The sequence below is a fragment of the Marinobacter sp. 1_MG-2023 genome (genome assembly GCF_030549045.1).
Taxonomy (GTDB): Bacteria; Pseudomonadota; Gammaproteobacteria; order Pseudomonadales; family Oleiphilaceae; genus Marinobacter.
In genome coordinates, this window is the sequence record NZ_JAUOST010000005.1 from 155,458 (window position 1) to 182,184 (window position 26,727).

A 26,727-nucleotide genomic window follows, 5' to 3' on the forward strand; every position below is an offset into this window, starting at 1 on the left:
ACATCAGCACTCCGGACATCAGGACTTTTCAGGGCCTGATTCTGGCTCTGCAGAACTTCTGGGCACAGCACGGTTGCGTGGTGCTTCAGCCACTGGACATGGAAGTAGGGGCTGGTACCTTTCATCCCGCCACCTTCCTGCGGGCCATCGGGCCAGAAACCTGGAATGCCGCGTACGTGCAACCAAGCCGCCGCCCCACCGACGGCCGTTACGGCGAGAACCCGAATCGCCTGCAGCATTATTACCAGTTCCAGGTAGTACTCAAGCCATCACCAGACAACATTCAGGAGCTCTATCTCGATTCACTGAGAGCCCTGGGGCTTGATCCGCTGGTGCACGATATCCGCTTTGTTGAAGACAACTGGGAATCACCCACGCTGGGCGCCTGGGGTCTGGGCTGGGAAATCTGGCTGAACGGCATGGAAGTCACCCAGTTTACTTACTTCCAGCAAGTGGGCGGCCTTGAATGCTACCCGGTTACCGGCGAGCTCACTTATGGTCTTGAGCGCATCGCCATGTATCTGCAGGGTGTCGACAGTGTTTACGACCTGGTCTGGACAGAAGGTCCGGATGGTGTAGTCACCTACGGCGACGTGTTTCATCAGCAGGAAGTGGAAATGTCCACTTACAACTTTGAACACGCAGACGTCGAGTTCCTGTTCCAGAGCTTTGATGTCCACGAGCGTGAAAGTGCCCGGCTGATCGAAGCCGGCCTGGCGCTGCCTGCCTACGAGCAGGTTCTGAAAGCGTCTCATACGTTCAACCTGCTGGATGCCCGCCACGCCATCTCGGTCACCGAACGCCAGCGCTTTATCCTGCGGGTACGTACTCTGGCCAGAGCCGTTGCCCAGGCCTACTTCGACAGCCGGCGCAAGCTCGGCTTCCCGTTGGCCCCGGAGGCCCTGCGCCAGGAAGTGATGGCCATAGCCGAAGCAGCCGAGAACAAGGCCAACGGTAAGAAAGGTAAAAAAGCGAAGCAGGAAAAACAGGCAGAGGGTAAGGCATAATCATGGCAAAGCAGGATTTTCTGGTCGAACTGGGCGTCGAAGAGCTGCCCTCGAAAGCACTCAAGCCGCTGTCTGAAGCATTCACTCAGGGTATTACCAAAGGCCTGGAAGACGCGGGCATTGCATTTGGCAAGGTAGAAGCCTTTGCGGCACCGCGCCGCCTGGCGGTTCGCATACGCGACCTGGCCGACGCCCAGCCGGACAAGCCCGTTGAAAAGCGAGGCCCGGCAGTCAAAGCCGCTTTCGATGATTCTGGCAACCCGACTCGGGCCCTTACCGGTTTCGCCACATCACTGGGTGTAACCCCGGATCAGCTCGACACCCTCGAAACCGATAAAGGTGCCTGGCTGGTCTATCGCACGGTAGAGCAGGGCAAGCCCACCGTAGATCTTATGTCCGGGCTGGTTGAACAGTCGCTGGCGTCATTGCCAATTCCCAAGCGTATGCGCTGGGGTGCGCACCGCACGGAATTTGTCCGCCCGGTACACTGGCTGGTAATGCTGTTTGGTAACAAGGTTATTGATGCGCCCATCATGGGTCTGACTCCAGGCAACAAAACCCGGGGCCATCGTTTCCATTGCCCGAAAGCACTGATCATTCCAACGCCTGCGGATTATGAAATTGTCCTTGAGCAAGAAGGGTATGTGATTGCCGATTTCGCCAAACGCCGTGAACAGATCCGTTCCGGTGTCAGCGCCCTTGCTGAGACCGAAGCCGGCGCGAAAGCAATCATTGATGAAGACCTGTTGGACGAGGTCACTGGCCTGAACGAATGGCCAGTGCCACTGATGGGGCGCTTCGACAAACGGTTCCTCGAAGTGCCTGCAGAGGCCCTGATTTCCTCTATGGCGGAGCACCAGAAGTACTTCCACGTGGTAGGTACCGATGGCGCAATGCTGCCATTGTTCATCACCGTCGCCAACATTGAGAGCAAAGATCCTTCGCAGGTAATCTCAGGCAATGAAAAGGTGATCCGACCGCGCCTTTCGGATGCTGCGTTCTTCTATGAAACCGACCGCAAGATCCGCCTGGAAGACCGCATCGAAAGGCTCAAGCCGATTGTTTTCCAGGAAAAACTTGGCAGCGTTTACGACAAAGCCGTTCGCGTAGCAGCGCTGGCCAAGAAAATCGCCGCAGCGATTGGCAGTGATCCTGCCCTGGCCGAGCGCGCCGCCATGCTGGCGAAGACCGACCTTGTCACTGAGATGGTACTGGAGTTCAGCGATCTTCAGGGCATCATGGGCCAGTATTATGCAGCCAACGACGGCGAGCCAGCCGACGTGGCAAAGGCCATGAATGAGCAGTACATGCCGCGCTTTGCAAAAGACGGCCTGCCCACCACGCTCACAAGTTGTGCACTGGCCATCGCAGACCGTCTGGATTCGCTGGTCGGGTTGTTCGGCATTGGCCAGCCGCCATCTGGAACCCGGGACCCCTTCGCTCTGCGCCGGGCCTCTCTGGGTGTGCTCCGCATCATTATTGAAAGGGAGCTGCCACTGGATCTGCAAACCTGTTGTGAATGGGCAGAAGAAAACTTCACCGGACTCACCGAAGACAATACAGCATCCAGTGTTGTTGATTACATGCTGGACCGGTTCCGCGCTTACTACGAGGAGCGTGGCATTAGTGCTGAAGTGTACCTGGCTGTTCACGCCCGGCGACCAACCCGTCCGCTGGATTTCGACCGCCGGGTGAAGGCCGTGGAAGCCTTCCGCCAGCTGCCGGAGGCTCTAGCTCTGGCCGGCGCCAACAAGCGAGTTTCCAATATCCTGTCCAAGCAGGGCGGAGAAAGCCTGGGCGAAACCGTCAACAAAGACCTGCTGCAGGATGCGGCCGAGAAAGCTCTGGCCGAGAAGGTAGACCAGCAAGCCGAGAAGGTGCTCCCGTTGTTCGAGCAAGGCGATTACGCCAGCGCGCTGCAGTCACTGGCGAGCCTGCAGGAGCCGGTAGACAACTTCTTCAACGAGGTTATGGTTATGGCCGAAGATGAAGCCGTGCGGAACAACCGTCTCGCGCTGCTGAATCGTCTGCACAACCTGTTCTTGCGCGTCGCAGATATCTCACTGCTGCCTACTGCTGGCTGACCGATGCTGATCATCCTCGACCGGGACGGGGTCATCAACAAGTATGATGGCAGTTACATCTGCTCTGTAGATGAATGGCAACCCATTCCCGGAAGTATCGAGGCGGTGGCACGGCTTTGCAAAGCCGGCCACCGTATCGCCGTTGCCACCAACCAGTCCGGGATTGCGAGGGGGTTTTACGGCACCGACGTGCTGGACGCCATGCATGCAAAGCTGGAAAAGTTGCTGGAGGTTCATGGCGGCAGCATCGGTTTCATCGCCTACTGCCCGCACCATCCAGACGATGGCTGCCAATGCCGCAAGCCGCTCACCGGCCTGCTCAAACAGATCCGTGATCATTTCAAACTGGACGACCTCAAAGGTGCAGTAATGGTCGGAGACAGCCGCATGGATCTGGAAGCAGGTGTTGCAGAAGGCTGCCAACCCGTTCTGGTCCGCACCGGCAACGGTAAAGATACCGAACGCCACCTGAAATCCCGCTCAATACCCGGCGCCAGCGTGGCAATCCACGACAACCTCAGTGCATTTGCGGATGCCTTTTTATCAGGCCCGGGGCTGGTAAAAAACGGATGAATCCGTATAATACCGGCCGTTAATCGGCGTGTGGCGCAGCTTGGTAGCGCACTTCGTTCGGGACGAAGGGGTCGCAGGTTCGAATCCTGCCACGCCGACCATTTCCCGCTTTTATCTTCCTGTATTACCTCTTCGATTCTTAGAAACTCTGACTCAACTGAAGCCCCAGATTCCAGGGGATAATGTCGTATTCGCTCTGAAACCCGGTTTGTCCCTGGGCAGGGTCTGTCGCTTTGTAGTCAATAGATATATCGCCCTCATAAAACACCCGCGCGACAAACATATCCACCGTCCAGCCATTCCCGGGGTTCTGAAACTGAGCGCCGACAGATACCTGGTGATAGTCCTCAAAAGGTGTCGCTGGTGATCGGGTTGCAAGCGTAACGGGCGATTCATCAAACAGATACCCCGCTTTCAGGGCCCACCGAGGTGTCGCTTGCCATATCGCACCCAGACGCCACTGCCAGGTATCTTTCCAGCTCTGGGGCTCCTCAGTCACATCATCTGCGGCTGGAAAAGCCACCGGGGTACTCTCCCGGGAAACCACCGAGAGCGCGGCGGCACGGCTCCACTTTGCCCAGGTCGCACCGGCCAGCAACTGCCAGTCAGGGTTTAACTGGTGGGCAATATCGATACTCAGGCTTTCCGGTACCTGAATCGGGACCTGTACGCGTTCGGTTACATCGGTCTGAACCAGCCCGCTGGCGGAGAGCTGAGGCGCATTGCTCAGAGTGCCTTTTCCCTGCAGTTCGAACTCCGTACCCGTTCGCCCTGAAAAGCCCAGCGTGGTGTCGGGGGTAAGGTCAAACATCATGCCGAACGTAAACTCCAAGGCAACATCATCGCCCTCAAGAGAAACCTTGCCGTCTTCAAGCGTTCCGGCAGGAAGACCAAACCGGGCCTCCAGACCGCTGTAATCCACTGAGTTTTCCTGCTCGGCGCTGGCATAAAGTACGTTGACACCAAAGCCGATGGAAAAGCCATTGCCATCGTTAAAGGCAATCGACGGGCTGAGGCCAACGGAAACCAGATCAATGCGATCTACCAGATAGCGGCCGGCAAAGCCGTCCTCATAGTCCAGGCCCAAGCCGTAGGGCACGAATAGTCCCATGCCGATATCTACCCAATCGTTAACCTCATGAGTCACATAGGCATTCGGAACCACAATCGTACCAACATGGTCTCCGCCACCGTCGCCCGGCACCGGACGGCCGTCAGCCCGGGTTGCGCGTGTAGCATCGTCGCGGCCAAGCGCATCAATGTCCATCAGGAGCAGGCCCGCTGAAACGTTGGTTCCAGATAATCGGCTCATGCCGGCCGGATTGAAGTAAACCGTCGTCGCATCTTGAGGGTTTGCCGCTGCCCCGGCATTACTGGTGCCGGAAGCGCCGGCGCTCTGGTCTGCAAGCGTAAGCCCACCTGCCCATGACAGCGAAGGGGCTGCAAACAGGGCGAGTAAAAGAGAGTAAATTTCCTTTCGGAATCCGTAGGTTGGGCTATACATAGAGCATCCTTTTTATTAGGCTCCAAAGTATAAAGTCTCACTACATGTCACTCAAATAGCGGGCACCAGGGTTTGCAAAACTTTACAGTTTTGAACAGTTCCAGGTTTCGCAGGCAGGGAAGAACCAATGCGTGGAGTCGATCGGAAAACGGGGCTGTTTCAGGTCGTAATCGCCTGTTTGGTGCTTCTTGTTTCGGGCCTTGCCGCGGCCGCCAGCCCGGAGGCTGCCATCAGAGACCTCGGCTCAAAGATGGAGCTTTATCAGGGCAGTTGGAACAAACCGGAGCCGCCACCGGACGACGAGACTGGCTGGGTATCGGTTGCCAACCCCGCCTTTTCAACCTCCGACATCGACAAGCCCATCTGGCTGCGGGCCAATCTTGAAGACCTCGATCTCTCCAGGCAGCACTGGCTGATTCTCCACCCCTATGCACAGCGTGTGAACGTCTATGTCGACGGCAAACCGACGACTCCGGAGCCGCTCCATTTCTTCGCCCCGATGGACGAGCGCCCGGTTCCCCATCACTTTCTCGTTTCTCCAATTCCAACTTTTTCTGAAGGCGAGTCACAAAACCATCGCCTCCATCTCCGGTTGGAACCCTTTTTCCCGGTAAACACTTTTTTTCGTCTTGCTGACGACCAGGGGCTGGTCAAGGAGCTGACGCTGCATACTGCTCTCGGGTTCAGCCTGATGGCCGTTATCGTCATTATGGCCATCTATAACCTGTTTCTGTACTTCAGCACCCGTGATACGGTATATCTCTGGTACGTGGCCGCCTCCTGCGCCTCGCTGGCTTATTCCGCGATGCTCACCAATATCTCTGCCTATGTCATCGCTGACTGGGGGATGCCGCCTAAATACGGTTTCCTGGCCGGCTCAAGCGCACTCCTTCTGCAATTTTTACTGTTCCAGCGGCTTCTGGAAACCAAGACCGCCTTTCCCAAAGTTCACCTGGCGGTCAACGCAGTTCTGGCTATCGGGGCCGTTCTTCTGATCGCTTCACCCTGGATTTCCCAGGACCAACTGGTGGGGGGCATGCTTGTTCTGGGGCACCCGACCTATATCCTGGTTCTGGGTGTCGCGAGTGCCCGGGCTCTCAATGGGTATCATCCGGCAAGATACTTCCTTTTGGGCTGGGTCCCGTTTGTGGCCAGCCTGTTCATGACCACCTTTGAATATATGGGTCTTACCGAGCCAACGTCCTGGGTCTCCTACTACCTGCCCGTCGGTTTGTCCTGGGAAATGGCCCTGTTTTCACTCGCACTGGCCTCCCGCATAAAAATCCTTCGGGACGATCGCAACGCCCTTCAGGCCCGGCAAATCGAAGTCAGCGAAAAAGCCCGGAAAGCCCTTGAACGCAGCAACCAGATAAAGGACGAGTTCCTCAACGCCGTCAGCCACGAGCTGCGCACACCCTTGCATACCATCCAGGGCCAACTGGACCTCATGCGGGAGGCACCGCTTAACAGCGAACAGGACCAGGCTTTCCGCACCCTTGAGTCCGCCAATCTGAGGATGACCCGACAGGTGGGTGGCATTCTGGATTTCGTCGATGCCCAGAGCGATAACCTCGTGGGTTCGCCCCAGGTGTTTGAACCCCGGTCGCTGGCAGACCTGCTCAGTTATGAACTTGCCGAAGCCGCCCGTGCAAAACCCCTGTCGTTGTCGGTTGGCGTGGCAGCGAATGTGCCGCAAAAAGTCTTTATGGACGGACTGATGCTGGAAAAAACCCTGTTTCAGCTCATCGACAATGCGGTCAAGTTCACTCCCGCGAAAGGCCAGGTAGTCGTCTGGTGCGAGAAAGAACAAGGCCAACCCGCTCTTACCATATCGATTACCGACACCGGGCCCGGCATTCCCGCGGAAAAGCGCGACAAAGTATTTCAGGCGTTTGAACAGGGCGAAACCGGCCTGACCCGCCGCTATGCTGGCATGGGGCTGGGCTTGCCATTGGCCAATTCTCTGGCGCTTGCACTTGGGGGGGCGATACGGGTAATCAGTTCAACAGAAAATGGCACGACCATGGAACTCCGCGTACCCTTTGGTGAAATCCATCTATCACCGCCCGATACGAATGAACCCTTTCCCAATGATCGCGATACCCATTCGCCCCGGGTTCTGGTCGTAGAGGATGACGGCAGCAACCGGATGATTCTCCGAAAGCAGCTGAAAGCGATGGGAGTAACGTCCGAAGGGGTTCAGAACGGTCTTGAAGCTCTGAACTCTGCCATGAAAGAGCCATGGGCTCTGATCATTATGGACTGCCAGATGCCAGTCATGGATGGCATAGAAGCTACCCGGAGAATCCGCCAGGAGGCGATCAGGAACCTGGGCACGCCCATTATCGCACTCACCGCCAATGCCAGCGCCAGCTACCGCAAGCAATGCCTGGATGCGGGCATGAACGAATACTGCACAAAGCCACTCAGTATGGAGAAGCTGGAAATGCTTGTGCACTCCTACACCGAGCATCGCACGAAAAGACAGTATGAACCTGGGCAAGCTTAATAATAACCGGGGGCCGCGGAGGAGGGGTACGTTTAGTACACAAACCCGGTATTCTTGAGCTCGGTGAGCTGCTACTAACGACAAATTCATTCCACTTTCTTCGAGGCAACACCCATGGCTATAGAACGCATTTCAACCAACAACCGCATGAGCAAAATCGTAAAGCATAATGGCACGGCTTATCTGTGCGGGCAGGTTGCCAAGGACAGGAACGGCGACATTCACACTCAGGTAACCGGAATGCTGGAAAAAGTGGATGAGCTTCTGGAGAGTATTGGTTCCAGCCGAAGCGAGATTCTGTCCGCGACGATTTATCTGGCAGATATGGCCGACTTCAAAGCTCTGAATGAGGTGTGGGATAACTGGGTACCCGAAGGCACTGCTCCAGCACGAGCCTGTGTGCAGGCCCAGATGGCGTCCCCGGAGTTGCTGGTCGAAATCTCGGTAATTGCGGCCTGTTAAACGGCCAGGTGCCGCCGGAACAAGGCCAGTGAGGCGCTGAACACCACTGTCCCTATGGCAGCCAGCGCCAGCATTTGCGGCCACACCACGTCCAGCCCAGCCCCCCGATACAGAATAGCCTGTGCCATGCTTACGAAGTGGGTCGTGGGGGCGACCAGCATAATGTTCTGCACCAGTTCCGGCATGCTTTCCCTTGGTGTAATGCCACCGGAGAGCAGTTGCAAGGGCAGGATGGTCAGAATCAGCAGTAAACCAAACTGCGGCATGGTACGGGCCACCGTGCCAATCAGGATGCCAATCGCGGTGGTGGAAAACAGATGAATCAAGGCGCCGAGCAGGAACAATAGAACCGAACCCTGCACGGGCACTGCAAGCACGTCCTGGATCACAACAGTGATGGCCAGAGTAGCCGCCAGCATAACCACTAGGCCATTCGCCCAGACTTTGGCAGCCATAATCTCGAAGGGTCTCACGGGCATCACCATAAGGTGCTCAACCGTGCCATGTTCGCGCTCACGGATCAGCGCAGCGCCGGTCAGGATAATACTGATCAGGGTTATCTGGGTGATCAGCTCCATCACGCCGCCAAACCAGGTGCCATCCAGGTTTGGATTAAAGCTGACCCGGGTAACCAGTTCTACCGGAAGCGAGCTTGCGGAGCTTCCGGTCTCCAGGTATTCCGCCACCTCCGTGGTAATGATCTGCTCAATGTAGCTGGAGCCGATGAACGCCTGGGTCATCCGTGTAGCATCAATATCCAGTTGCAGGCTGGAGACTTTGCCACTGCGTACGTCCCGCTCAAAACCCTCCGGAATGATCAGGGCGAAGGTATGGGTGCCCTGGTCCAGCAGTTCGTCAATCTGATCAAAGCGAATCAGGTCCGGTTTCAGGAACCACGGCTGTTGCAGTGAGTTGATAACCTGGCCGGAAAGCGCTGTCTGATCTTCATCCACGACCGCCACAGGCGCATTGTGCAGTTCCATCGAGCCGGCTGAGCCGGCGGTATAGATAAGTAAAGTGAAAGCCAATAACACAAAGATCAGCAGAACCTTGTCATGCCATACGCTGCGCAGCTCTTTAACACCGAGGTTCCATATAGTTCCGAGAGATTCCATCATCAGCGCCCCTGTTTCCGGAGTAAGGCCACGGACAAAAACGTGAGTACAGGAATAAACGCCGCCAGTATCAGGAAGGCATGTTGCAGATCACCAAAGGTCAGCCCCTTGGTAAACACACCCCGGGAGATCTCCAAAAACCAGGTGGCAGGCCAGAACTGGCCAATAAGCGCCGCAACGCCTTCCAGAGCTGAGACGGGTTCGGTGACACCCGAGAACTGTACCGTCGGCAGGATGGTAATAATGGCAGTCGCCGCCAGCGCAGCAATCTGTGTTGACGCGAAAGCCGAGATTACCTGGCCCAGGCCAGTCGTCGCCGTAACAAAGAGCAGGGCACCGAGGGTCAAGGTCAGCACACCGCCCTTGATGGGCACATCAAACAGGAATATGGCCAGCAAAACGAGGCTCCCATAGCTCACCATACTGAACCCGATATAGGGCAGTTGCTTGCCCAGCAGAAATTCCAGCCGGGTTACCGGGGTTACATACAGGTTGGTGATGGAGCCCAGCTCTTTCTCCCGCACAATGCCCAGAGCCATCAGGATCGCCGGAATAAAGATCAGAAGAATGGGGATAACCGCGGGCACCATGGCATCCAGACTTCGGAACTCCTGGTTATACCGGTAGCGGGTTTTTATGGAGACCAGGCTTAACGTTGGCGCAGTGCCATAAGTGCGCAGTATCAGGTCTTCAAAGTAGCTCAGGTGCAATCCCTGGATGTACCCAAGAATAGTCTCTCCACGAAAAGGCATGGCTCCATCTATCCAGACAGCGATCTCTGTAGGCCGGCCACTTTTAAGATCCTTGCCAAACCCCGGAGGGAATGAGAGCGCGAGGCTGAGTTCACCAGATACCATGCGCTGTTCCAGCTCAACCATGGTCGAAATCGGCGGTTGCTCAACAAAATACCGGGAACCCGAAACCGCCGTGATGTAATCCTGGCTCTCAGGACTCTGATCCTGATCCAGCACGGCAAAAGAGAGGTCTTCCACATCCAGGGTAATGCCATAGCCAAGAATCATCATCAGCAATGCTGAGCCAATAAAGGCAAACGCCATGCGGATAGGATCGCGCAGCAGCTCCCGGGATTCACGCCGAGCATAGGCCAGGAGTCGCCTGGCGCTGAAGGCCCTGTCAGGTTGCGGCGAAGCACCATCCCCACTGATAACCTTGCCATCACCACGGCTCTGCGGCTCCTTATCGACAGCCTCAAGGGTTTTCATGAATGCCGCTTCAAGGCTGTCGGCCTCTGCATCACGGACCAGTGCCGCTGGCGTATCGCAGGCCAGGACTTCACCAGCATGCATCAGGGAAATCCGGTCGCAACGCTCACCTTCGTTCATGAAGTGTGTGGAGATAAAAATGGTCACGCCATCTTCTCTGGACAATTTCAACAGCAGCGTCCAGAAGCGGTTGCGAGCGCCTGGGTCCACGCCAGAGGTGGGCTCATCAAGAATCAGCACCTCCGGTGAATGCACCACCGCCACGGCCAGGGATAGACGCTGGCGTACCCCAAGCGGTAAGTCGCCGGCGAACTGCTCCATCACCTCGGCAAGACCAAACTGCTCAGTGAGCTCGGACACCCTGGCTTCAATCGCTTCTGCCGGCAGGTGAAACAGACGGGCGTGTAACTTCAGGTTCTGGCGTACGGTCAACTCGCTATAGAGCGAGAACGACTGGGACATATAACCAACGCGCTGGCGGGTAGCCAGATCTCTGGCGTCCAGTGGTGAACCGAACAGGGAAACCTCGCCCTCAGAGGGCGTGAGCAAGCCGGTGAGCATTTTCATGGTTGTGGTCTTGCCACAACCATTGGAGCCCAGAAAACCGAATATCTCACCTTTCGGGATGGTAAAGCTGACGTTCTTCACCGCCGTAAAGTCACCAAAACGCAGGGTAAGATTGTGAGCCTCTATGGCCGGTGCATCGTCCCAAGAGGCATCACCTTTTATCGAAGAGGTGACCTCTCCGCCTCCAGATACAAATTCCTGGCGATCCTCTGGCAACAGGGCAATAAATGCATCATCCAGGGTTTCTGTACCCGTTTTCTGTTTCAACTCCGCAGGGGAACCCGTCGCCAGAATGGAGCCTGCATCCATCGCAACCAGCCAGTCGTAGCGCTCGGCTTCTTCCATATAGGCCGTAGCCACCAGCACGCTCATCGATGGCTGCTGCCGGCGAATCGTATCAATCAGGTCCCAGAAGCGCTGGCGTGAAAGCGGGTCCACCCCGGTGGTGGGCTCATCAAGAATCAACAGCTCCGGGTTGTGGATAAGCGCACAACACAAGCCCAGCTTCTGCTTCATGCCTCCGGAAAGCTTACCCGCAGGCCGGTCGCGGAAATCCAGCAGCCCTGTGGCATCCAGCAAGCGGTCAACCTGCTCGGTTCGGGCCTTACCGGTCAGACCAAACAGATCGGCAAAAAAACCAATGTTCTCGTCGACGGTGAGCGTATGGTACAGATTGCCGCCGAGGCCTTGGGGCATATAGGCAATGCGCGGTGAAACCTCTTTTCGAAACCGGGAACTGGCCATATCGCCACCCAGCACCTGTAACTTACCCTGCTGCAGTTTGCGGGCGCCAGCCACCAGCCCCAACAGTGTGGACTTACCCACGCCATCCGGGCCAATCAATCCGACCATGCAACCCGCTGGAACCTTCAGGTTGATGTCTTGTAACGCCACGCGAGTGCCATAAAAGTGGCTGAGGGCCTCAAGCCGAGCTACGCCCGCCTCAGCCTCCATACCCGTATTCTGCATCTCAGCCATTGGGCAAAGTCACCTGCAGATTTTCTGGCCAGGGCTTGCTTTCATCAAGGCGCACATAGGCGTCACCCGGAACACCGGTTTTTACCCTGTCGCGATAGGCTTTCAACAGTTCCGCATCTATGCGAATGCGCACTCTGAACATGAGCTTTTCCCGCTCGCTTCGGGTTTCCACAGCCTTGGGCGTGAACTGGGCTTCGGCAGCAACAAAGCTCACTTCCGCCGGCACTACGAAATCGGGCAGAGCATCCAGAATAATGCGTGCTTCAGATCCAACCCTGACTTTACCTGCCTGAACCGTGGGCAAGAACACGGTCATATAGACGTCGGTAACATCCAGTATGGTGGCAACTTTACCACCGGCAGCCAGTACTTCACCGGGTTCTGCAAGCCTGTAAAGCACTCGCCCGCCAATCGGGCTATCGAGATGGCTGTCATCAATGGTGCTTTCTATCTTGCGAATGCTGGCCTGCGCGGCTTCAATACCGGCTTGTGCCGAAGCAATCTGCACCCGCGCAGCCTGTAACGCAGCGTCGGCTGTGTCTGCGGCCGTGCTTGCTTGATCAAGCTGCTCCCGGGACACATGGCCTTTTTCTACCAGGGCTTCGAACCGGCCCAGTTCGGCGCGGGCCAGGCGTTTTTCACTCTCCCGTTGTTTCACAACGGCTTCTGCCAGGCGCTTGCCTTCGATTGCCTGGCTCAGGTTGGCCTCGGCAGCCGCCAGACTCGCATCCAGTTCATCCGTGTCCATCGCGGCAACCGGCGTGCCCGCCTCAATCAGATCCCCTTCGGCGACAAAAAGACTGTCCAGCCGTCCTGCAATTCGGGTGGCAATGTCTACCTGAGTCGCCTCAATGCGGCCATTGCCAGAGGCAATGTGCTCCGGCAGCTCGTCGCTATCGGGGAGGAACTGCCAGGCCAGGATCGCAAGCAGTGCAATCATGGCCAGCGCGATCAGGAGTTTCAGATAGGATCTTGGGTTTGAACTGGACATGCATATTCCCCGATACGGTTGTGGGCTTGCGTACCTATATTGAAGTGGACATCAGTATATCACCGGGCACTTTCTGGTGACTGACACGTATCAAAGGCGTACAAGATATTCAGAGCAAGGATTCAATAGGCAAAAACGAGAAAAAGGAAACCATCATACGCTTGATCAACCCGGTTCCCGGGTCCTGGCTATGCGTGATCACTTGCTCACCATTACGCTCCAGCCATTGCAAATCGCCAGCTTCGTCCAGAACCAATTCGTAGGCGGTCACACGTACCTGCTCCTCAAACCGCGCCTCCATCATCCGGGTCAGCTCCGGGCTCTCAATAACAAAACCCAGCTCGGTATTGATATGAACAGATCGAGGATCGAAATTGAATGACCCGACAAAGAGGCGTTTGCCATCCACAGCGAAGGTTTTAGCGTGAAGGCTCGAAGACGAACTGCCCGTCAGGGATTTTTGTAACCGGTCCTCCTGTGGTTCCCCTCCAGGCAGTTTGCGCAGCTCAAATAACTCAACTCCCGCCTCCAGCAGCGGCTTGCGATATTTGGCGTAGCCAGAATGCACCATGGCTACGTCATTGGCTTCCAGAGAGTTGGTCAGCACACGTACCTGAACACCATTACTCTCCATCTCCCTGAACATTTCTACACCGGTTTCGGTGGGGATGAAGTAAGGCGATACCAGTGTTACTGAGCGTTCAGGCCTACCAATGGCTTCTGCCAGTTGCCGGCTCACTGGACCATTCTTGGATTTTTCCCCCCATACCTTGGCGGGGTCGTCACTAACCATCGAAACAGGAGCCCAGGTATATTCCAGATCACCGGCCAGCAGGTTTTTCAGGAATCCGGATTCGGCCACCGCACAGACATACCTGCTCGCCTCGGTGCTGGCGCTGCATTCTCTGGTTGTCTCAACACCCCGCTCCAGATCTACTTCTGCAGGCTCAGGCAGAATGATCGCAGCAGGATAGGACGAAGCACTTGACCAGTAACGATCAAAGTCATCAGAAAGCTCGCTCACAACCGGCCCGATGGCCAGTACATCAAGGTCGGCAAACATCGCACCCTGTCCTGCTCCAAAGTATTGATCAGCAACGTTGCGCCCACCAATAATGGTCGCCTGGTTATCGGCGGTGAAGGATTTGTTGTGCATACGGTGGTTCAACCGCTGAAAGCTGGTTACATATCCAATCCACTTCGGGCTACGCACAACAAAGGGATTAAACAGGCGAACCTGTATATTCGGGTGAGTATCCAGCGCTGCCAGGGGCTTATCGAGCCCGGAAATACCATTGTCATCCAGCAGGAGCCGAACGCGGACGCCTCTCTCGGCTGCCCGGTAAAGCACATCAAGCAGCAGGGTGCCGGTGATGTCGGATTGCCAGATGTAATACTGAACATCCAGCGTCGCATCAGCACCTTCGGCCAGAAGCGCACGGGCAGCAAACGCATCATGGGCATTTTCCAGCAGAACAACTCCGCTTTCACTCGGGTGTGCAAGCGTCAGAGGTTCAATCGCAGCTCCCAGCCGGGTATTTGCAGTTTGTTCTGCGGGCACAGACCGGCTTTCAACGCGATCATTCAGGGACGGCAAGGCGCATCCGCTTATGGTCAGTACCAAGGCAAGAAAGGGTAAAAAAATGCCAGGAAGATGCCATCCAGGCCGGTTCAACAATTGCAGCACTCCTTCTGACCAGAGAGATAAGTTTAGCAGCTCCATGGACTATTTGATCTTGGTCAATCAAACGATTATAAGCTTATAACTTAGGTTGAGACTTCCAACCCATTGGGAGTATGGTAAAAGCTGAACTCCATTCTATTCCGACTTCGGGAGAAAAAGCGATGAGGCTGTTACTGGCTGCACTTCTCATTACCTTCGGGCTGAGTTTTCAAGCTTCTGCAAAAGACGCGTTGTCTCTGACTCCACAAGAGACCTACGATCTGGTTCAGAAACAGGGCGATCAGGTTCTGTTCGTTGACGTACGGGATCCGGTAGAAATCATGTTTATCGGTTACACCGATGTCGTGGATATAAACATTCCTTTCATGCTCGCCGATCGCAGCACTTTTCTCGCGGACAAAGGCCGGTTTGCCATGGAAACCAATCCGAACTTTGCGGCCAGCGTTGAGCAGGCTCTGAAAGACAAAGGGCTCGGCAAAGATGCACTGATTATTACCATGTGCCGCTCCGGTTCCAGCCGTGGTAAGCCTAGCGCCGACTATTTGCTGGAGCATGGTTTCACTAACGTGAAATACATTGATCACGGCTTTCAGGGCAGTGGCGCCAAAGAAGGGAAAAAAGCCGGAATGAGAATTGTAAACGGCTGGCAGAACGAAGGCCTGCCCTGGTCCATGAAGCTTAATCCGGAAAAAATATTCCAGCCCTGATAACTGCTTTACTGGTGGAGCACGGGGGATTCCTTAATCTGACAATAGTACGGAGAACGTCATGGCCAACCTGATAAAGGCTCTCTCTGCCAGACACCTGGTGGCGAGCATGGTGACAGCCCTGCTAGTGTTGACTGGTATCCCTGCCATGGCGGCGGTTGAGCGTGCTCCCGCCACCGCCGACCACAGCAAATTCAAAGCATTAAAAGGCCCGTTTGAATCCGCCAGCGAGGTGACCGAGGCCTGTCTCAAGTGCCACACCGAGGCCGCCGGGCAAATCAAGGCTACTACACACTGGACCTGGCTCTATGAGCATCAGGAAACCGGGCAGACGCTGGGGAAAAGCAAGGTTATCAACAGCTTTTGCGGGATGGCTGTTACCAATGAACCCCGGTGTACTTCCTGCCACGTAGGTTATGGCTGGGAGGACATGAATCAGCCGCCGCCAGAAGCCGACTCTGCCGTCGATTGTCTGGTGTGCCACGACACAACCGGCGATTACTGGAAATTCCCGACCCTCGCAGGCGACCCGACCTATGTGCCCCGGGAATGGCCGAAAGGCAGCGGGAACATGGTCCAGCCGCCGGATCTGCCCAAAATTGCGCAAAATGTGGGCGCCAGTGGCCGCGCCAATTGCGGTAGTTGCCACTTCTACGGCGGCGGTGGCGACGGTATTAAACACGGCGATATCGATTCTTCACTGGTATCACCCGACCGTTCCCTCGACGTACATATGTCGCCCGATGGCGGCAACTTCAGTTGCTCCGACTGCCATTCAACCTGGGGCCACAGTGTTTCCGGCAGCCGCTATCAGGTGAATGCGAAAGACACTCTGGGCATTGATATCCCTGGCCACACCGATCTCAGTCGCGCGAGCTGTGAGTCCTGCCATGGCGGCGAGCCCCATGAAAAAGAAAAGCTGAACGATCATGTCGACAAACTGGCGTGCCAGACATGCCACGTACCCGCGTTTGCTCGGGGTGGCGTACCAACCAAGATGTGGTGGGACTGGTCTACCGCCGGCAAGCTGGATGAAAACGGCAAGCCGATCACCACATACGACGAAGCCGGCCATGTAAGCTATCTGAGCGAGAAGGGTGATTTTCGCCACGGTGAAAATGTGGTGCCTTATTACGCCTGGTTTGATGGTACGGTTGAGTACACGATGGTCGATGAGCAGTTTGACATCGACAACCCGCCCCTGGAAATCAATCGACTGGATGGCGGTCCGGACGACCCTGCCTCACGCATCTGGCCATTCAAGTTGATGCGCGGCAAGCAACCCTTCGATACCGAACGCAAAACACTGCTGGCCACTCACGTATTTGGCGCCGATGATTCGTCGCTCTGGAGCAACTACGACTGGCCCAAAGCCCTGAAATCCGCCAGTGAGATGTCAGGCATGCCATTCAGTGGCAACTTCGACTTCATAGAAACCAAAATGTACTGGCCGATTACGCACATGGTGCCACCTGCCGATCAGGCCCTGCGTTGCGGCTCCTGCCATTCCGGAGAAAGTCGCCTGGCGGGTATTGGTGGCATTTATATGCCGGGGCATAGCGCCAACCCATGGCTGGATCGTATTGGCTGGTTGGTTGTGGCGCTCACCCTGGCAGGCGTCATCATCCACGGCCTTCTGCGTGTGGTCTTCAGAAAGAGGAAGCAATCATGAGCCGGGTAATGGTCTACAAACGCTTTGAGCGCTTCTGGCACTGGTTTCAGGCCTTGTTGATTTTCAGCCTGCTGATCACCGGTTTTGAAATACACGGCAGTTATTCATTGCTGGGTTTTGGTGACGCTACACGGCTGCATACCATCGCGGCCTGGTCACTGATCGTACTCTGGCTGTTTGCGATTTTCTGGCACATCACCACCGGCGAATGGCGCCAGTATGTGCCCACCCGTGACGGTCTGTTTGCGGTGATGCATTACTATCTGATTGGCACCTTTACCGGTGCCGAACACCCCTACCGCAAAACCACCAAAGCCAAGCATAATCCGTTGCAGCGCCTGGCGTACCTGTTTTTCAAACTGGGGATCTCACCTGCGATCTGGGTGAGTGGGCTGTTGTACCTGTTCTACAACGACTGGCCGGCCACATTGGCGGGAGTTCTCAGCCTTGAAGCAGTGGCATTTGTTCATACTGCAGCTGCCTTCGCCATGCTGGTTTTTATTATCGCTCATGTATATATGGCTACGATGGGCCACACCCTGACCAGCCTCATCAAACCGATGGTGACCGGCTACGAAGACCTGGACGAGCCTGCCGGCAAACCCTGATAACCTGTGTGCTGCGACCTACAAAAAAGCCGGCCCCGTTAAAGGGGCCGGCTTTTTCACATCCCGGGACTCTGTCAGAAAATCTCAGAAAGTGAAGGTACGCATTGCCGGATTCAGCATCTGATCCGCCATCTCCGGAGGAGTAGCAACGCCCACACCATCAATCAGGTCATCCTTGCTGTGGTCGCCGTTAGGAAGGTAAAGAGCGCAGACGTTGGCAACGCCACCCTGCTTCATCAACCCACGCAGCATCTGTCCAGGAGTTACGTCCTTTGGCTTCAATGCCGGGGCTTCGTAGCTCTTCAGAGCCAGATCGCCAGCTTTGTCACACAGCAGTACATTTACCTTGGCACCCTTCTGGGCCATGGTATTGGAAAGAACCATCGCCATACCCTGGGTTTGCAGGGAGTCGCTTGAAAGAATTACCAGTACTTCCTCAACCATTTTCTGATCTCCTGCCTGAGCGCTGATGGGGGCAACAGCAACCACGGCCGCTGCAACAAGTGCCTTGAGTGATTTGATCATTGTGATGTGCTCCTTGTGTCGGTTTAACGTTGGTCTATTCCCAGACTAGACCAGGCATCCGCATGGTTCAGTGACAAAGTCACCTTCAGTCAGGCCCCGAAAGGGTGAAACCGTCTTCAGATTCACCATAGAGTGAATAGCCATCTTTTATATTACTATTTTATATAACGATAGAACCCATTGTTTGATACGATTTGATGTATCTCAAGAGAAGACCACGCTTTCAAATAATGACAAGAGGTTCCAGGTATGAGCAGCAACCCAACAGAGCAGGATAAAAACAAACACCACACAGTGGTTATTGTCGGGGGCGGGGCCGCAGGCATTTCCGTTGCCTCCAGCCTCCATAAAAGAGACAGCTCGCTGGACATCGCAATTATCGAACCAGCACAAAAACACCATTACCAGCCTGGCTGGACAATGGTCGGCGGTGGCATTTTCAATCCCGAAGTAACCTCAAAGCCCATGTCTTCGGTTATGCCCGGCTTCGTCTCCTGGTACAAACAATCTGCGTCGTCTGTTGATGAGGAGAATAACCGTATCACTCTGGCCGACGGCTCCCGCATTGGTTACCAGGCGTTGGTGCTGGCACCCGGTCTGGAACTGAACTGGGGCGGTATTGATGGCTTGAAAGAAGCATTGGGCTCAAACGGCGTTACGTCCAACTACCAGGAAGGTATGGCCAGATACACCTGGGAAACAGTACAGAACCTTAAGAGCGGACGGGCGCTGTTCAGCCAGCCACCCATGCCCATCAAATGCGCCGGTGCACCTCAAAAGGCTATGTATCTGTCTTCGGATTACTGGCTCAGGAACAAGGTTCTGAACAACCTGGACATCGCGTTCCATAACGCCGGCGCCGTGCTTTTTGGCGTCCCCGATTACGTTCCGGCGCTGGAAAGCTATATTGAGAAGTACGGTATCGATCTTAACTTCCAGAGCAATCTGGTCTCAGTGAACGGCCCCTGCCGTAAAGCCGTATTTCGTCGAACAGATGCCGACGGCAACACGGAAGACCGGGAGATCGGTTTTGATATGCTGCATGCCGTTCCACCCCAGCGCGCCCCTGAGTTCATCCGGGAATCCCGGCTAGCCAATGAAGGTGGCTGGCTGGATCTTGAAGACGACACCCTCTGCCACAAGCGCCACACCAACATTTTCGGTTTGGGAGATGTGAGTGGCACAGGCAATGCAAAAACCGCTGCCGCCGTGCGTAAGCAGGCACCGGTTGTTGCCGAAAACCTGATCGCATGCCTGCGCAGCCAGCCGATGAAAGCGGCTTATCTTGGCTACGGCTCCTGCCCGCTGACCGTGGAAAACGGTCGTATAGTATTGGCAGAATTTGGTTACGGTGGCGTGTTGCAGCCCAGCTTTCCAACTTGGGTAAACGATGGCACCAAAGCGACGAGAGCCGCCTGGTTTCTGAAGGCCAAACAGCTTCCCGCCCTGTACTGGCATGTTATGCTCAAAGGCCACGAGTGGCTGGCGAAACCGGCACGCCGCTCCGCCTGACAATCTGACCCCAATTCACCTCGATAAACAACTTTTCTACGATTAACAGCCATAGCGCTTTGGCGCTATGGCCACCTGCTGCTATTATCTTATAACAAGTTTCACGCATTCGATGGTTCTAGTCGCCTTATCGTTATATACGTTTTCGGTTCGCCCAATGTCACAATCTGAAAAATTTCGGTGTGCAAACATTTCGGTTGCTGGTTCTATTAAGGATCCCGAATGAATACTGCTGAAACCGAAAAAAAACGGCTCGCGGCGTTGACCCGGCTTGGGCTGCTAGACACACCTCCTGAAGAACGTTTTGAACGGCTTACACGCATAGCCCGCCAGCACTATAACGTCAAAATAGCTTTGTTCTCGGTACTGGATCATGACCGCCAATGGTTCAAATCCCGGCAAGGCCTTGATGTCACAGAAACTCCCCGCTCTGTTGCATTCTGTGCGCATGCCATACGGCAAGATCAGATTTTTGTGGTGGAAGATGCTTCTCATGACCCCCGCTTCCGCAATAATCCCCTGGTGCTGGATAGCCCGGATATTCGTTTCTACGCAGGCATGCCCATACGTGAACCTGGCGGCTTCAAAATTGGCACATTGTGCATCATTGATGACAAGCCCCGACGGTTCACCGAAAAAGATCTGGAAGTACTCCGCACCCTGGCCACCATAGTGGAAGACGAACTCGAACGTTCGTACATTGAGTCTGACAAGAGTGAGTATGTACCGGTTTCTCACCTAAACCGAGCTATCCACCATGCCCAGAACGTGTTTCTCACTAGCGACAACGAACGTTCCGCATTTAGCCAAATGCTCAGCGACCTGCTCGCCCTAACCGGAAGTCAGTTCGGGTTCATCGGAGAAGTGTTGCATGAAAGCAACGGCACTCCTTATCTGAAGGTCGGCGCCATTACCAATATCGCATGGAACCCGGAAACCCAGGCGCTGTACCAGGATGTTGAACGCCAGGGCATGATTTTCGACCGACTGGACAATATCCTCGGGCAACCCATGGTGACCGGCGAAATCATCATCTCCAATAATTTACCCGAAGATCCCCGGCGCGGTGGCTTGCCCCCGGGGCACCCGCCGATTCATACCTACATAGGTATTCCTGTATTCACCGGCCGCAAACATCTGGGGTTAATTGGCCTGGCAAACCGGGCTGAAGGCTACACCCGCAAGCTAGCTGACGAACTGGCACCACTATCACAAACTCTCGCCAACCTGATCGAGCGCAAACGGTTGTATGAAGAGCAAAGATCCCATAAACAGGACCTTGAGCTGGCCACCAATTTCGATACGCTGACGGGCCTGCCCAATCGCCGCCGGCTGACGGAACTGTTCGAACAGGAGCTTTATGAAGCCGACCAGAGAAAAGGCCTGGTTTCTGTCTGTTTCATTGATCTGGATGGTTTCAAGACAATCAACGACAAGCATGGGCACTCGGTAGGTGATGCCGTTCTCAGGTCCGTAGCCGCAAAACTCCTGGCAACCGTGCGCACCCACGACATCGTAGCCCGTCTGGGCGGTGACGAGTTCGTAGCCATACTTAGGGACGCAGACGATGAACGGGTTTATGCGCGATTGCTGGACGCTATCCAACAACCCATTAATTTTCGGCATCACGTGCTTCAGGTTTCTGGCAGCATGGGCATCACTGTATACCCGGACGATGACTCGGATACGGACTTGCTGCTTCGCCATGCAGATCAAGCCATGTATGCCGCCAAGGAAACCGGCAAGAACTGCTTCAAGGTATTTGACCTGGCGTCACATTCCTCCCGCAAAGAGCGGATAAGAGTACTGGATCAGATCGACAACGCTCTTCGCCACGAGGAGCTCGAATTATTCTATCAACCCAAAATCTGCTTTCGTAACGGCTCAGTGAACGGATTCGAGGCCCTGATACGGTGGCACCACCCTGAAGAGGGCCTTCTCGGGCCCGCCCATTTCCTCGAGCATATTGAATACACTGAGTATGCACGCACCCTTGGGAACTATGTGATCCGGGAAGCCGTAAAGCAGCTGGCGGGATTTGCGCAACAGGGCCTGCCGTATACGTTGAGTGTCAACCTGAGCCCTTCACACTTCCTGAGCCAAGAGTTTGGAGACGATTTAGCCGCGGCGCTGGAAGGCTGCCCGAAGGAATTGCGCGCACGCCTCATCCTGGAAATTCTCGAAACCACTGCGATGGACGATACTGAAACCGTTCTGAAAAATCTCACGGCCTGTCGCGAGCTGGGGGTGGATGTTTCACTGGACGACTTCGGGACCGGGTATTCGTCTCTGGACTACTTTCGCCGATTGCCCGCCCAGGAAATCAAAATTGACCGCTCGTTCGTAATGGATATGCTGAACGATGCAGACGACAGCATGATTGTCAGTGCCATCGTCAGTCTCTCAAAGAGTTTCGAACGACGGCTGGTTGCCGAAGGCATAGAAAGTGCAGACGTTGAACGAAAACTGATAGAGCTCGGCTGCGATATCGGCCAGGGTTTTTTCTACAGCAAGCCAGTGCCACTCCCGGAAGCCCTGCACTGGGCCGCGAATTTTCGGTGGGATAATAGAGTAACGCCTTAAGATGCACCGCGCAGACACAAAGCGCGAAACAGGAGAATTGAGCATGATCGGATACGTCACCATTGGTGTCAGCGATATGGAAAGAGCCAAGAAGTTCTACACAGAGCTTCTGGGCGGTATGGGCGCAAAGCTTCTGCTGGACATGGGCCGCATTGCATTTATTGGCGAAAGCATGAAGGGCCCGATGCTGGCTGTTTGCACACCCTTCGACGGCGAGCCTAACCATCCCGGTAACGGCAATATGCTGGCGTTCTGGCCAGGCTCGAAAGAAGCGGTTGATACCTACTACCAGAAAGCCATAGAGTTGGGTGCGTCCTGCGATGGCGAGCCAGGGCAGCGCATCCCTGACAAGTTTTACGGTGCCTACGTAAAAGACAAGGATGACAACAAAGTGGCGTTTTATCACTTCGGCTGATTGAAGCCCGCCTGCAACCGGGGCTGTATTAGTCAGCGGCCCCGGTTCCGAACCACCAGCCCGGTAACAACCCCCGAATCTGCGGCTGTAAAAAGCGGTCGTCTATCAGCCAGATCACACCCTGATCCTCCGGTGTGCGAATCACCCTTCCCGCAGCCTGAGCTACTTTCTGCAAGCCCGGAATAAGATAGGTGTACTCATAGCCAGCGCCAAAACGCTGCTGCAGCCGATGTTTGAGAATCTCATGCCAGGCATCAAACGGCGGTAAACCCAGGGTTGCCACAAAGGCGCCAATCAACTGATCCCCCGGCAGATCAATGCCTTCACTGAACACACCCCCCAAAACGGCAAAGGCCACGCTGCCGCTCTCTTCCCGGAACCCCGCCAGAAACTCCCGGCGCTGTTGCTGGCTCATGCCTGAATGCTGAGAGCGCTGAGGTACCTCCGGGGCGCTCGCGCCCAAGGCTTCACTCACTTCGTTCAGGTATTTGAAGCTGCTGAAGAACGCCAGATAGTGCCCCGAGCGCGCCTTATATTGCTCCGCAATCAGCGCAGCTATGGGCGCTACCGATGCCTCCCTGTGGGCCTGACGTGTACTGATCTTCGGTGTGAACTTTACCCTTAGCTGGTCAGCGCTGAAGGGGCTGGGCAATGAGGTAAACCGGCTGTCTTCCGGCAGGCCCAGAAGGTCCCGGTAATAAACGCCTGGGCTGAGGGTGGCAGAAAACAGTAATACAGAGGCCGCGGCCTGAAAACGGTCGCGCAAAAAATCTGCCGGCACCAGGTTCTGAATCGCCAGGCTGGCACGGCCCCGGCCTTCGCGGCGGAATTCACACAGGGAATGGTCGCCGAAGGAATCCGCCAGTTTCATGAAAGACACAGACTCAAACAACAGCTCCTGAAGGGCCAGATCCGGCGGGTTATCCGCCAGATAATCCGTAAGGCCGGATACCAGCCCTTGCAGGCTACCGGTGAGAGCCGGAGGCAGGTTATCGAGAAACACCGGAGCGGAACTTACGGCTGAGTGATCACGCACAATACCCTGCCAGGCCCGCGCTGTTCGATCCAGATGGGATTTCAGCGCTTTGGGTGCAGATGTACGCACCTTTAACAGCCGTTGCTGGTCCAGCTGAACCGAGTACATACCCCGACCACGATCCACAAGGTTGTGGGCTTCATCCACCAGAATGGCGGTTTTCCAGTTGTTCTGCCGGGTCAGGCCGTGGAGCAGGGCGGACTGATCAAACATCCGGTTTACATCGCCAATCACCAGATCACACCAGCGCGCCATTTCCTGAGCCAGAAAGTAGGGGCAGATATTATGGCCGCTGGCAATCTTCGCCAACACCTCCTGAGTGAGGGTCGCGCCGGCCTGAACCGCTTCGGCGCGAGCATCCGGCAAGCGGTCAAAAAACCCTTTGGCCAGCGGGCAGGAATCCCCGTGGCAGGCTTTATCCGGGTGTTCACAGGCATCGGCCTTGGCCACCAGTTCCAGAGTGCGTAAAGGCCAGATCTGCGGCGTATCCTGTGCCGCCCGCAGACGCTCGACGGCATCCACCGCCAGTTGCCGTGCGGTGTTGCGGCAGGTGAGATAATTCAATCGGTCGTGCTGCGCAGCCGGCATTGCCATCAAGGCCGGGAACAGAGTCCCCAGGGTTTTGCCCAGCCCCGTGGGCGCTTCCAGCAGCAAGGTACCGCCTTTAACCGTATTCTTGTAAACCGTTTCCGCAAGTTGACGCTGGCGGGGGCGAAAGTCCGCAAAGGGAAATCGCAGGCCGGCGAGACGAATATCCCGCTGTTCCCGGTGGTGGGCTTCCTGCTCCGCCCAGAGCCGGTAGCGGTCGCACAAGGCTTCCAGTTCCTGCCAAAGCTCATCGGCCGTGGCGATTTCAGTAACCGGCGTTTCACGGTTCTTGCCAATATCGAAATAGACCAGGGACAGCTTCAGTTTTTTGCGCTTTTCCTGACGACAGAGCAGGGCACCATAGGCCCGCAGCTGGGCGCGGTGCAAAGCTCGCTGATGGGGCCGGATACGGGATAGATCCCCCCGGTGGGTTTTAATCTCTTCCAGCAGCCCCGAATGCGGGTTATAAACGTCCGCGCGGCCATAAAGCTCTAAACCAAGGCATTCACCGGTAAGTGAATACTCGCTTTTATAACCGTAGCCACGTTTCCCCTGAATAGCCTGATGCCCCGCAATACCCTCTTCGGCGCTGGGTGCCGGCGTATAACGAAAGTCCAGGTCGCCTTCGCGAGCGGCAAACTCGCAGAGGGTTCTGACCGCAACCCTCACAGTGTCGCTCCGCTATCCTGCCAACGCAGATAGCACACGCTGGCGGCGATGCCCTGACGGGCGAAGAAGTGCAGCCAGCGGATCTGGTGATCCTGCAACCGGTCGCCCGGGCCTTTCACTTCGATCATTTCATAACGGGGCTTATCCTCCGGGTTCTCCGGATAAAAACGTACAAGATCGGGGAAACCACTGCGATGTTCGCGGATATTCAGCAAAAGGCGCTCAAAAAGAACCTGCAGATCTGTTGCAGGAATGCAATCCAGTGCCAGACCCAGCAATTCCTCATTCAGCGCCGGCCAGATCACAAACGGGTTGGAGATGCCCTGTTTGGCAGCGTAGGTGGCCAGAATCCTCTCCCGGTATTCGCCATTCTGAAGCGCGGTAAAACACTCTTCAAACCCGGCTTGCCGGCGGCTGACAAAGTCCTCCCGCACCAGATCCGCCGGCCCGGTGTGAAACGGGTGAAAAAATGCACCGGGTATGGCTTTAAAAATAATGTGCCAGCACAGCAAGCCGAACAGACCATTGATCAGGGTGTTTTCCACATAGAATACTGGAGCTTCAGGTGTGGACAGGTTATCCCGAACCACCGCCTCCACAGAGCCAACGGTTTGCGGCAGGGTCAGTACGAATTCACGGATATCCGGGGCCTGGGGCACCGGTGGCGCCGGCTGGCCCACTTTTACCGCCAGCCGCTTGAGTATACGTGCCAGGCCCTGAAATTCAGCGTCGCTCAGTTCATCACTTCGCCATTCAGTGGCGATGGCCCAGGCTTCTTTAAAGCGCTTCATCCGCTCCAGCAGCCGCAGCTGTTTTAATCGGGCCTCCCGATGGCCACTGGCCGCCAGCGCCTGCAACGCAATCTCTCGCTCACTCTGGCGTTCCGCCTGACGCCCCAGCTCCAGCAGCAGACGATCACGGCGGCTACTCAGCCAGGCGTTATCCGAAGCAGGCGGAACCTCAGCCCAAACCTCTGCCGCTGGCATTCCCGCATCCAGGTTTTCACGGCAGTGGTGCATTGCCAGGTAGGTATCCACCTCGCTGCGATGCGAGAAGGCTCGTGCTTCCGGGGTAAACTCCACCGGCTCATAACGGTGATGGCCCAGTTCCACCAATACAAAATCAGACCAGCTCTGGCGCAGATTGCCGAAAAACATCAGGCGGATACGATCAAACAGCTCCATATGCCTGACCCGTACAACAGGCGCAACGCCTTGACCGAGCCAACCTGTCAGTGTGAGAGGGCCTTCGAAGGTGTCCTGCACAACTTCTCGCATACGGGCTTTCGGAAGATTTTTGCCATGCCCGGCCTGTGCCAGAACCGGCGCAAAAGCCGGGCGAAGTTCCGCCAGAGTGAACAGACGAAAAAGTTCGTCCAGCGTCAGCAGCGGATCTGTATCCAGCCAGCCACCGGTAACCAGCTTATCCATTGCTTCAGCTTCCGGGCTTCCCAGCTCCGGGTAATTCAGCTTGTCAGCGCGAAACAGATCGCCACTGCGCATCACCATGCGGGTCAGCAGCGCCCGTGAGGGGCGAGGCAGTTCAAAGAAATCCCGCAGGCAGCCCCGCTCGGGCTCCAGCAGCAGATCCACGTGATGAGTGGCCACCCAGGCCACTACCGTTTCCATGTTTTTCAGGTAATACAGAGGGTTTTCGAGAGGTGCTGCTTTAGGCCTTAAATCAACCCAAGCTCTTTCAGAATCAGGCACAGATCA

At 55.8% G+C, this 26,727-nt stretch carries 19 protein-coding genes and 1 tRNA gene; 12 read left to right on the top strand and 8 right to left on the bottom strand.

The window, feature by feature from the left end; all coding sequences use genetic code 11:
• The first annotated feature begins 2 nt into the window (after positions 1–2).
• The 4 genes from glyQ (at position 3) to Q4606_RS13600 (ending at position 3,765) form a co-directional block, all read left to right on the top strand.
• A complete protein-coding gene (gene glyQ / locus Q4606_RS13585; protein WP_303607923.1) occupies positions 3–1,007 on the top strand; it encodes a glycine--tRNA ligase subunit alpha in 1,005 nt (334 codons plus the stop codon).
• A 2-nt stretch (positions 1,008–1,009) separates the two neighbouring features.
• Positions 1,010–3,091: a glycine--tRNA ligase subunit beta gene (glyS, locus tag Q4606_RS13590; RefSeq protein WP_303595246.1), complete on the top strand. Its 2,082-nt coding sequence runs from the start codon at positions 1,010–1,012 to the stop codon at positions 3,089–3,091.
• 3 nt (positions 3,092–3,094) lie between these two features.
• Positions 3,095–3,664, top strand: a complete 570-nt coding sequence (gmhB, locus tag Q4606_RS13595) for a D-glycero-beta-D-manno-heptose 1,7-bisphosphate 7-phosphatase (protein ID WP_303607850.1) — start codon at positions 3,095–3,097, stop codon at positions 3,662–3,664.
• A 24-nt stretch (positions 3,665–3,688) separates the two neighbouring features.
• A tRNA-Pro gene (locus Q4606_RS13600) sits at positions 3,689–3,765 on the top strand.
• Between the two features lie 38 nt (positions 3,766–3,803).
• On the opposite strand, the gene Q4606_RS13605 is transcribed toward Q4606_RS13600, so the two are convergent.
• On the bottom strand, positions 3,804–5,168 hold the full coding sequence (locus Q4606_RS13605; protein ID WP_303607851.1) for an OmpP1/FadL family transporter: 1,365 nt from the start codon (positions 5,166–5,168) through the stop codon (positions 3,804–3,806).
• 127 nt (positions 5,169–5,295) lie between these two features.
• Here Q4606_RS13605 and Q4606_RS13610 point away from each other — a divergent pair, with 127 nt between their 5' ends.
• On the top strand, positions 5,296–7,677 hold the full coding sequence (locus tag Q4606_RS13610) for a 7TM diverse intracellular signaling domain-containing protein (RefSeq protein ID WP_303607852.1): 2,382 nt from the start codon (positions 5,296–5,298) through the stop codon (positions 7,675–7,677).
• 114 nt (positions 7,678–7,791) lie between these two features.
• Positions 7,792–8,139, top strand: coding sequence for a RidA family protein (locus Q4606_RS13615; protein WP_303595239.1), 348 nt, complete (start codon positions 7,792–7,794; stop codon positions 8,137–8,139).
• Here Q4606_RS13615 and Q4606_RS13620 read toward each other — a convergent pair.
• The 4 genes from Q4606_RS13620 to Q4606_RS13635 all read right to left on the bottom strand — a co-directional run bounded on the left by Q4606_RS13620 (position 8,136) and on the right by Q4606_RS13635 (position 14,610).
• Positions 8,136–9,254 carry an ABC transporter permease gene (locus Q4606_RS13620; RefSeq protein WP_303607924.1) on the bottom strand — a complete coding sequence of 373 codons (1,119 nt, stop codon included), beginning with the start codon at positions 9,252–9,254 and terminating at the stop codon, positions 8,136–8,138. The genes Q4606_RS13615 and Q4606_RS13620 overlap by 4 nt on opposite strands.
• Positions 9,255–9,256: 2 nt before the next feature.
• Positions 9,257–11,998, bottom strand: coding sequence for a ribosome-associated ATPase/putative transporter RbbA (rbbA, locus tag Q4606_RS13625; protein WP_303607925.1), 2,742 nt, complete (start codon positions 11,996–11,998; stop codon positions 9,257–9,259).
• Positions 11,999–12,014: 16 nt separating this feature from the next.
• The gene (locus Q4606_RS13630; protein WP_303607853.1) at positions 12,015–13,013 is read right to left on the bottom strand and encodes an HlyD family secretion protein; all 999 of its coding nucleotides are present in this window, start codon (positions 13,011–13,013) and stop codon (positions 12,015–12,017) included.
• Positions 13,014–13,122: 109 nt separating this feature from the next.
• Positions 13,123–14,610 (bottom strand): phospholipase D family protein, encoded by a 1,488-nt coding sequence (locus Q4606_RS13635; RefSeq protein ID WP_303607854.1) that lies wholly within the window; start codon positions 14,608–14,610, stop codon positions 13,123–13,125.
• A 248-nt stretch (positions 14,611–14,858) separates the two neighbouring features.
• Between Q4606_RS13635 and Q4606_RS13640 the strand changes: the two genes are divergently transcribed.
• The 3 genes from Q4606_RS13640 (at position 14,859) to Q4606_RS13650 (ending at position 17,684) form a co-directional block, all read left to right on the top strand.
• The gene (locus Q4606_RS13640) at positions 14,859–15,404 is read left to right on the top strand and encodes a rhodanese-like domain-containing protein (protein WP_303595232.1); all 546 of its coding nucleotides are present in this window, start codon (positions 14,859–14,861) and stop codon (positions 15,402–15,404) included.
• Positions 15,405–15,465: 61 nt separating this feature from the next.
• Positions 15,466–17,076, top strand: a complete 1,611-nt coding sequence (locus Q4606_RS13645; RefSeq protein ID WP_303607855.1) for a tetrathionate reductase family octaheme c-type cytochrome — start codon at positions 15,466–15,468, stop codon at positions 17,074–17,076.
• A complete protein-coding gene (locus Q4606_RS13650; RefSeq protein ID WP_303595228.1) occupies positions 17,073–17,684 on the top strand; it encodes a cytochrome b/b6 domain-containing protein in 612 nt (203 codons plus the stop codon). Before Q4606_RS13645 ends, Q4606_RS13650 begins: the two co-directional genes overlap by 4 nt.
• A gap of 84 nt (positions 17,685–17,768) precedes the next feature.
• Here Q4606_RS13650 and Q4606_RS13655 read toward each other — a convergent pair whose 3' ends face one another.
• Entirely contained in the window at positions 17,769–18,209 is a 441-nt protein-coding gene (locus tag Q4606_RS13655) for a hypothetical protein (protein ID WP_303607856.1), read from the bottom strand.
• Between the two features lie 249 nt (positions 18,210–18,458).
• On the opposite strand from Q4606_RS13655, the gene Q4606_RS13660 reads away from it, so the two are divergent.
• The 3 genes from Q4606_RS13660 (at position 18,459) to Q4606_RS13670 (ending at position 22,719) form a co-directional block, all read left to right on the top strand.
• On the top strand, positions 18,459–19,721 hold the full coding sequence (locus Q4606_RS13660) for an FAD/NAD(P)-binding oxidoreductase (RefSeq protein ID WP_303607857.1): 1,263 nt from the start codon (positions 18,459–18,461) through the stop codon (positions 19,719–19,721).
• Positions 19,722–19,943: 222 nt separating this feature from the next.
• A complete protein-coding gene (locus tag Q4606_RS13665) occupies positions 19,944–22,304 on the top strand; it encodes a GGDEF and EAL domain-containing protein (protein ID WP_303607858.1) in 2,361 nt (786 codons plus the stop codon).
• 43 nt (positions 22,305–22,347) lie between these two features.
• A complete protein-coding gene (locus Q4606_RS13670) occupies positions 22,348–22,719 on the top strand; it encodes a VOC family protein (protein ID WP_303607859.1) in 372 nt (123 codons plus the stop codon).
• Positions 22,720–22,747: 28 nt separating this feature from the next.
• Here Q4606_RS13670 and Q4606_RS13675 read toward each other — a convergent pair whose 3' ends face one another.
• Both Q4606_RS13675 and Q4606_RS13680 read right to left on the bottom strand, forming a co-directional pair.
• Positions 22,748–25,012 (bottom strand): ATP-dependent DNA helicase, encoded by a 2,265-nt coding sequence (locus Q4606_RS13675; protein WP_303607860.1) that lies wholly within the window; start codon positions 25,010–25,012, stop codon positions 22,748–22,750.
• A complete protein-coding gene (locus Q4606_RS13680) occupies positions 25,009–26,721 on the bottom strand; it encodes a VRR-NUC domain-containing protein (protein WP_368502316.1) in 1,713 nt (570 codons plus the stop codon). Before Q4606_RS13680 ends, Q4606_RS13675 begins: the two co-directional genes overlap by 4 nt.
• Positions 26,722–26,727: the final 6 nt, after the last annotated feature.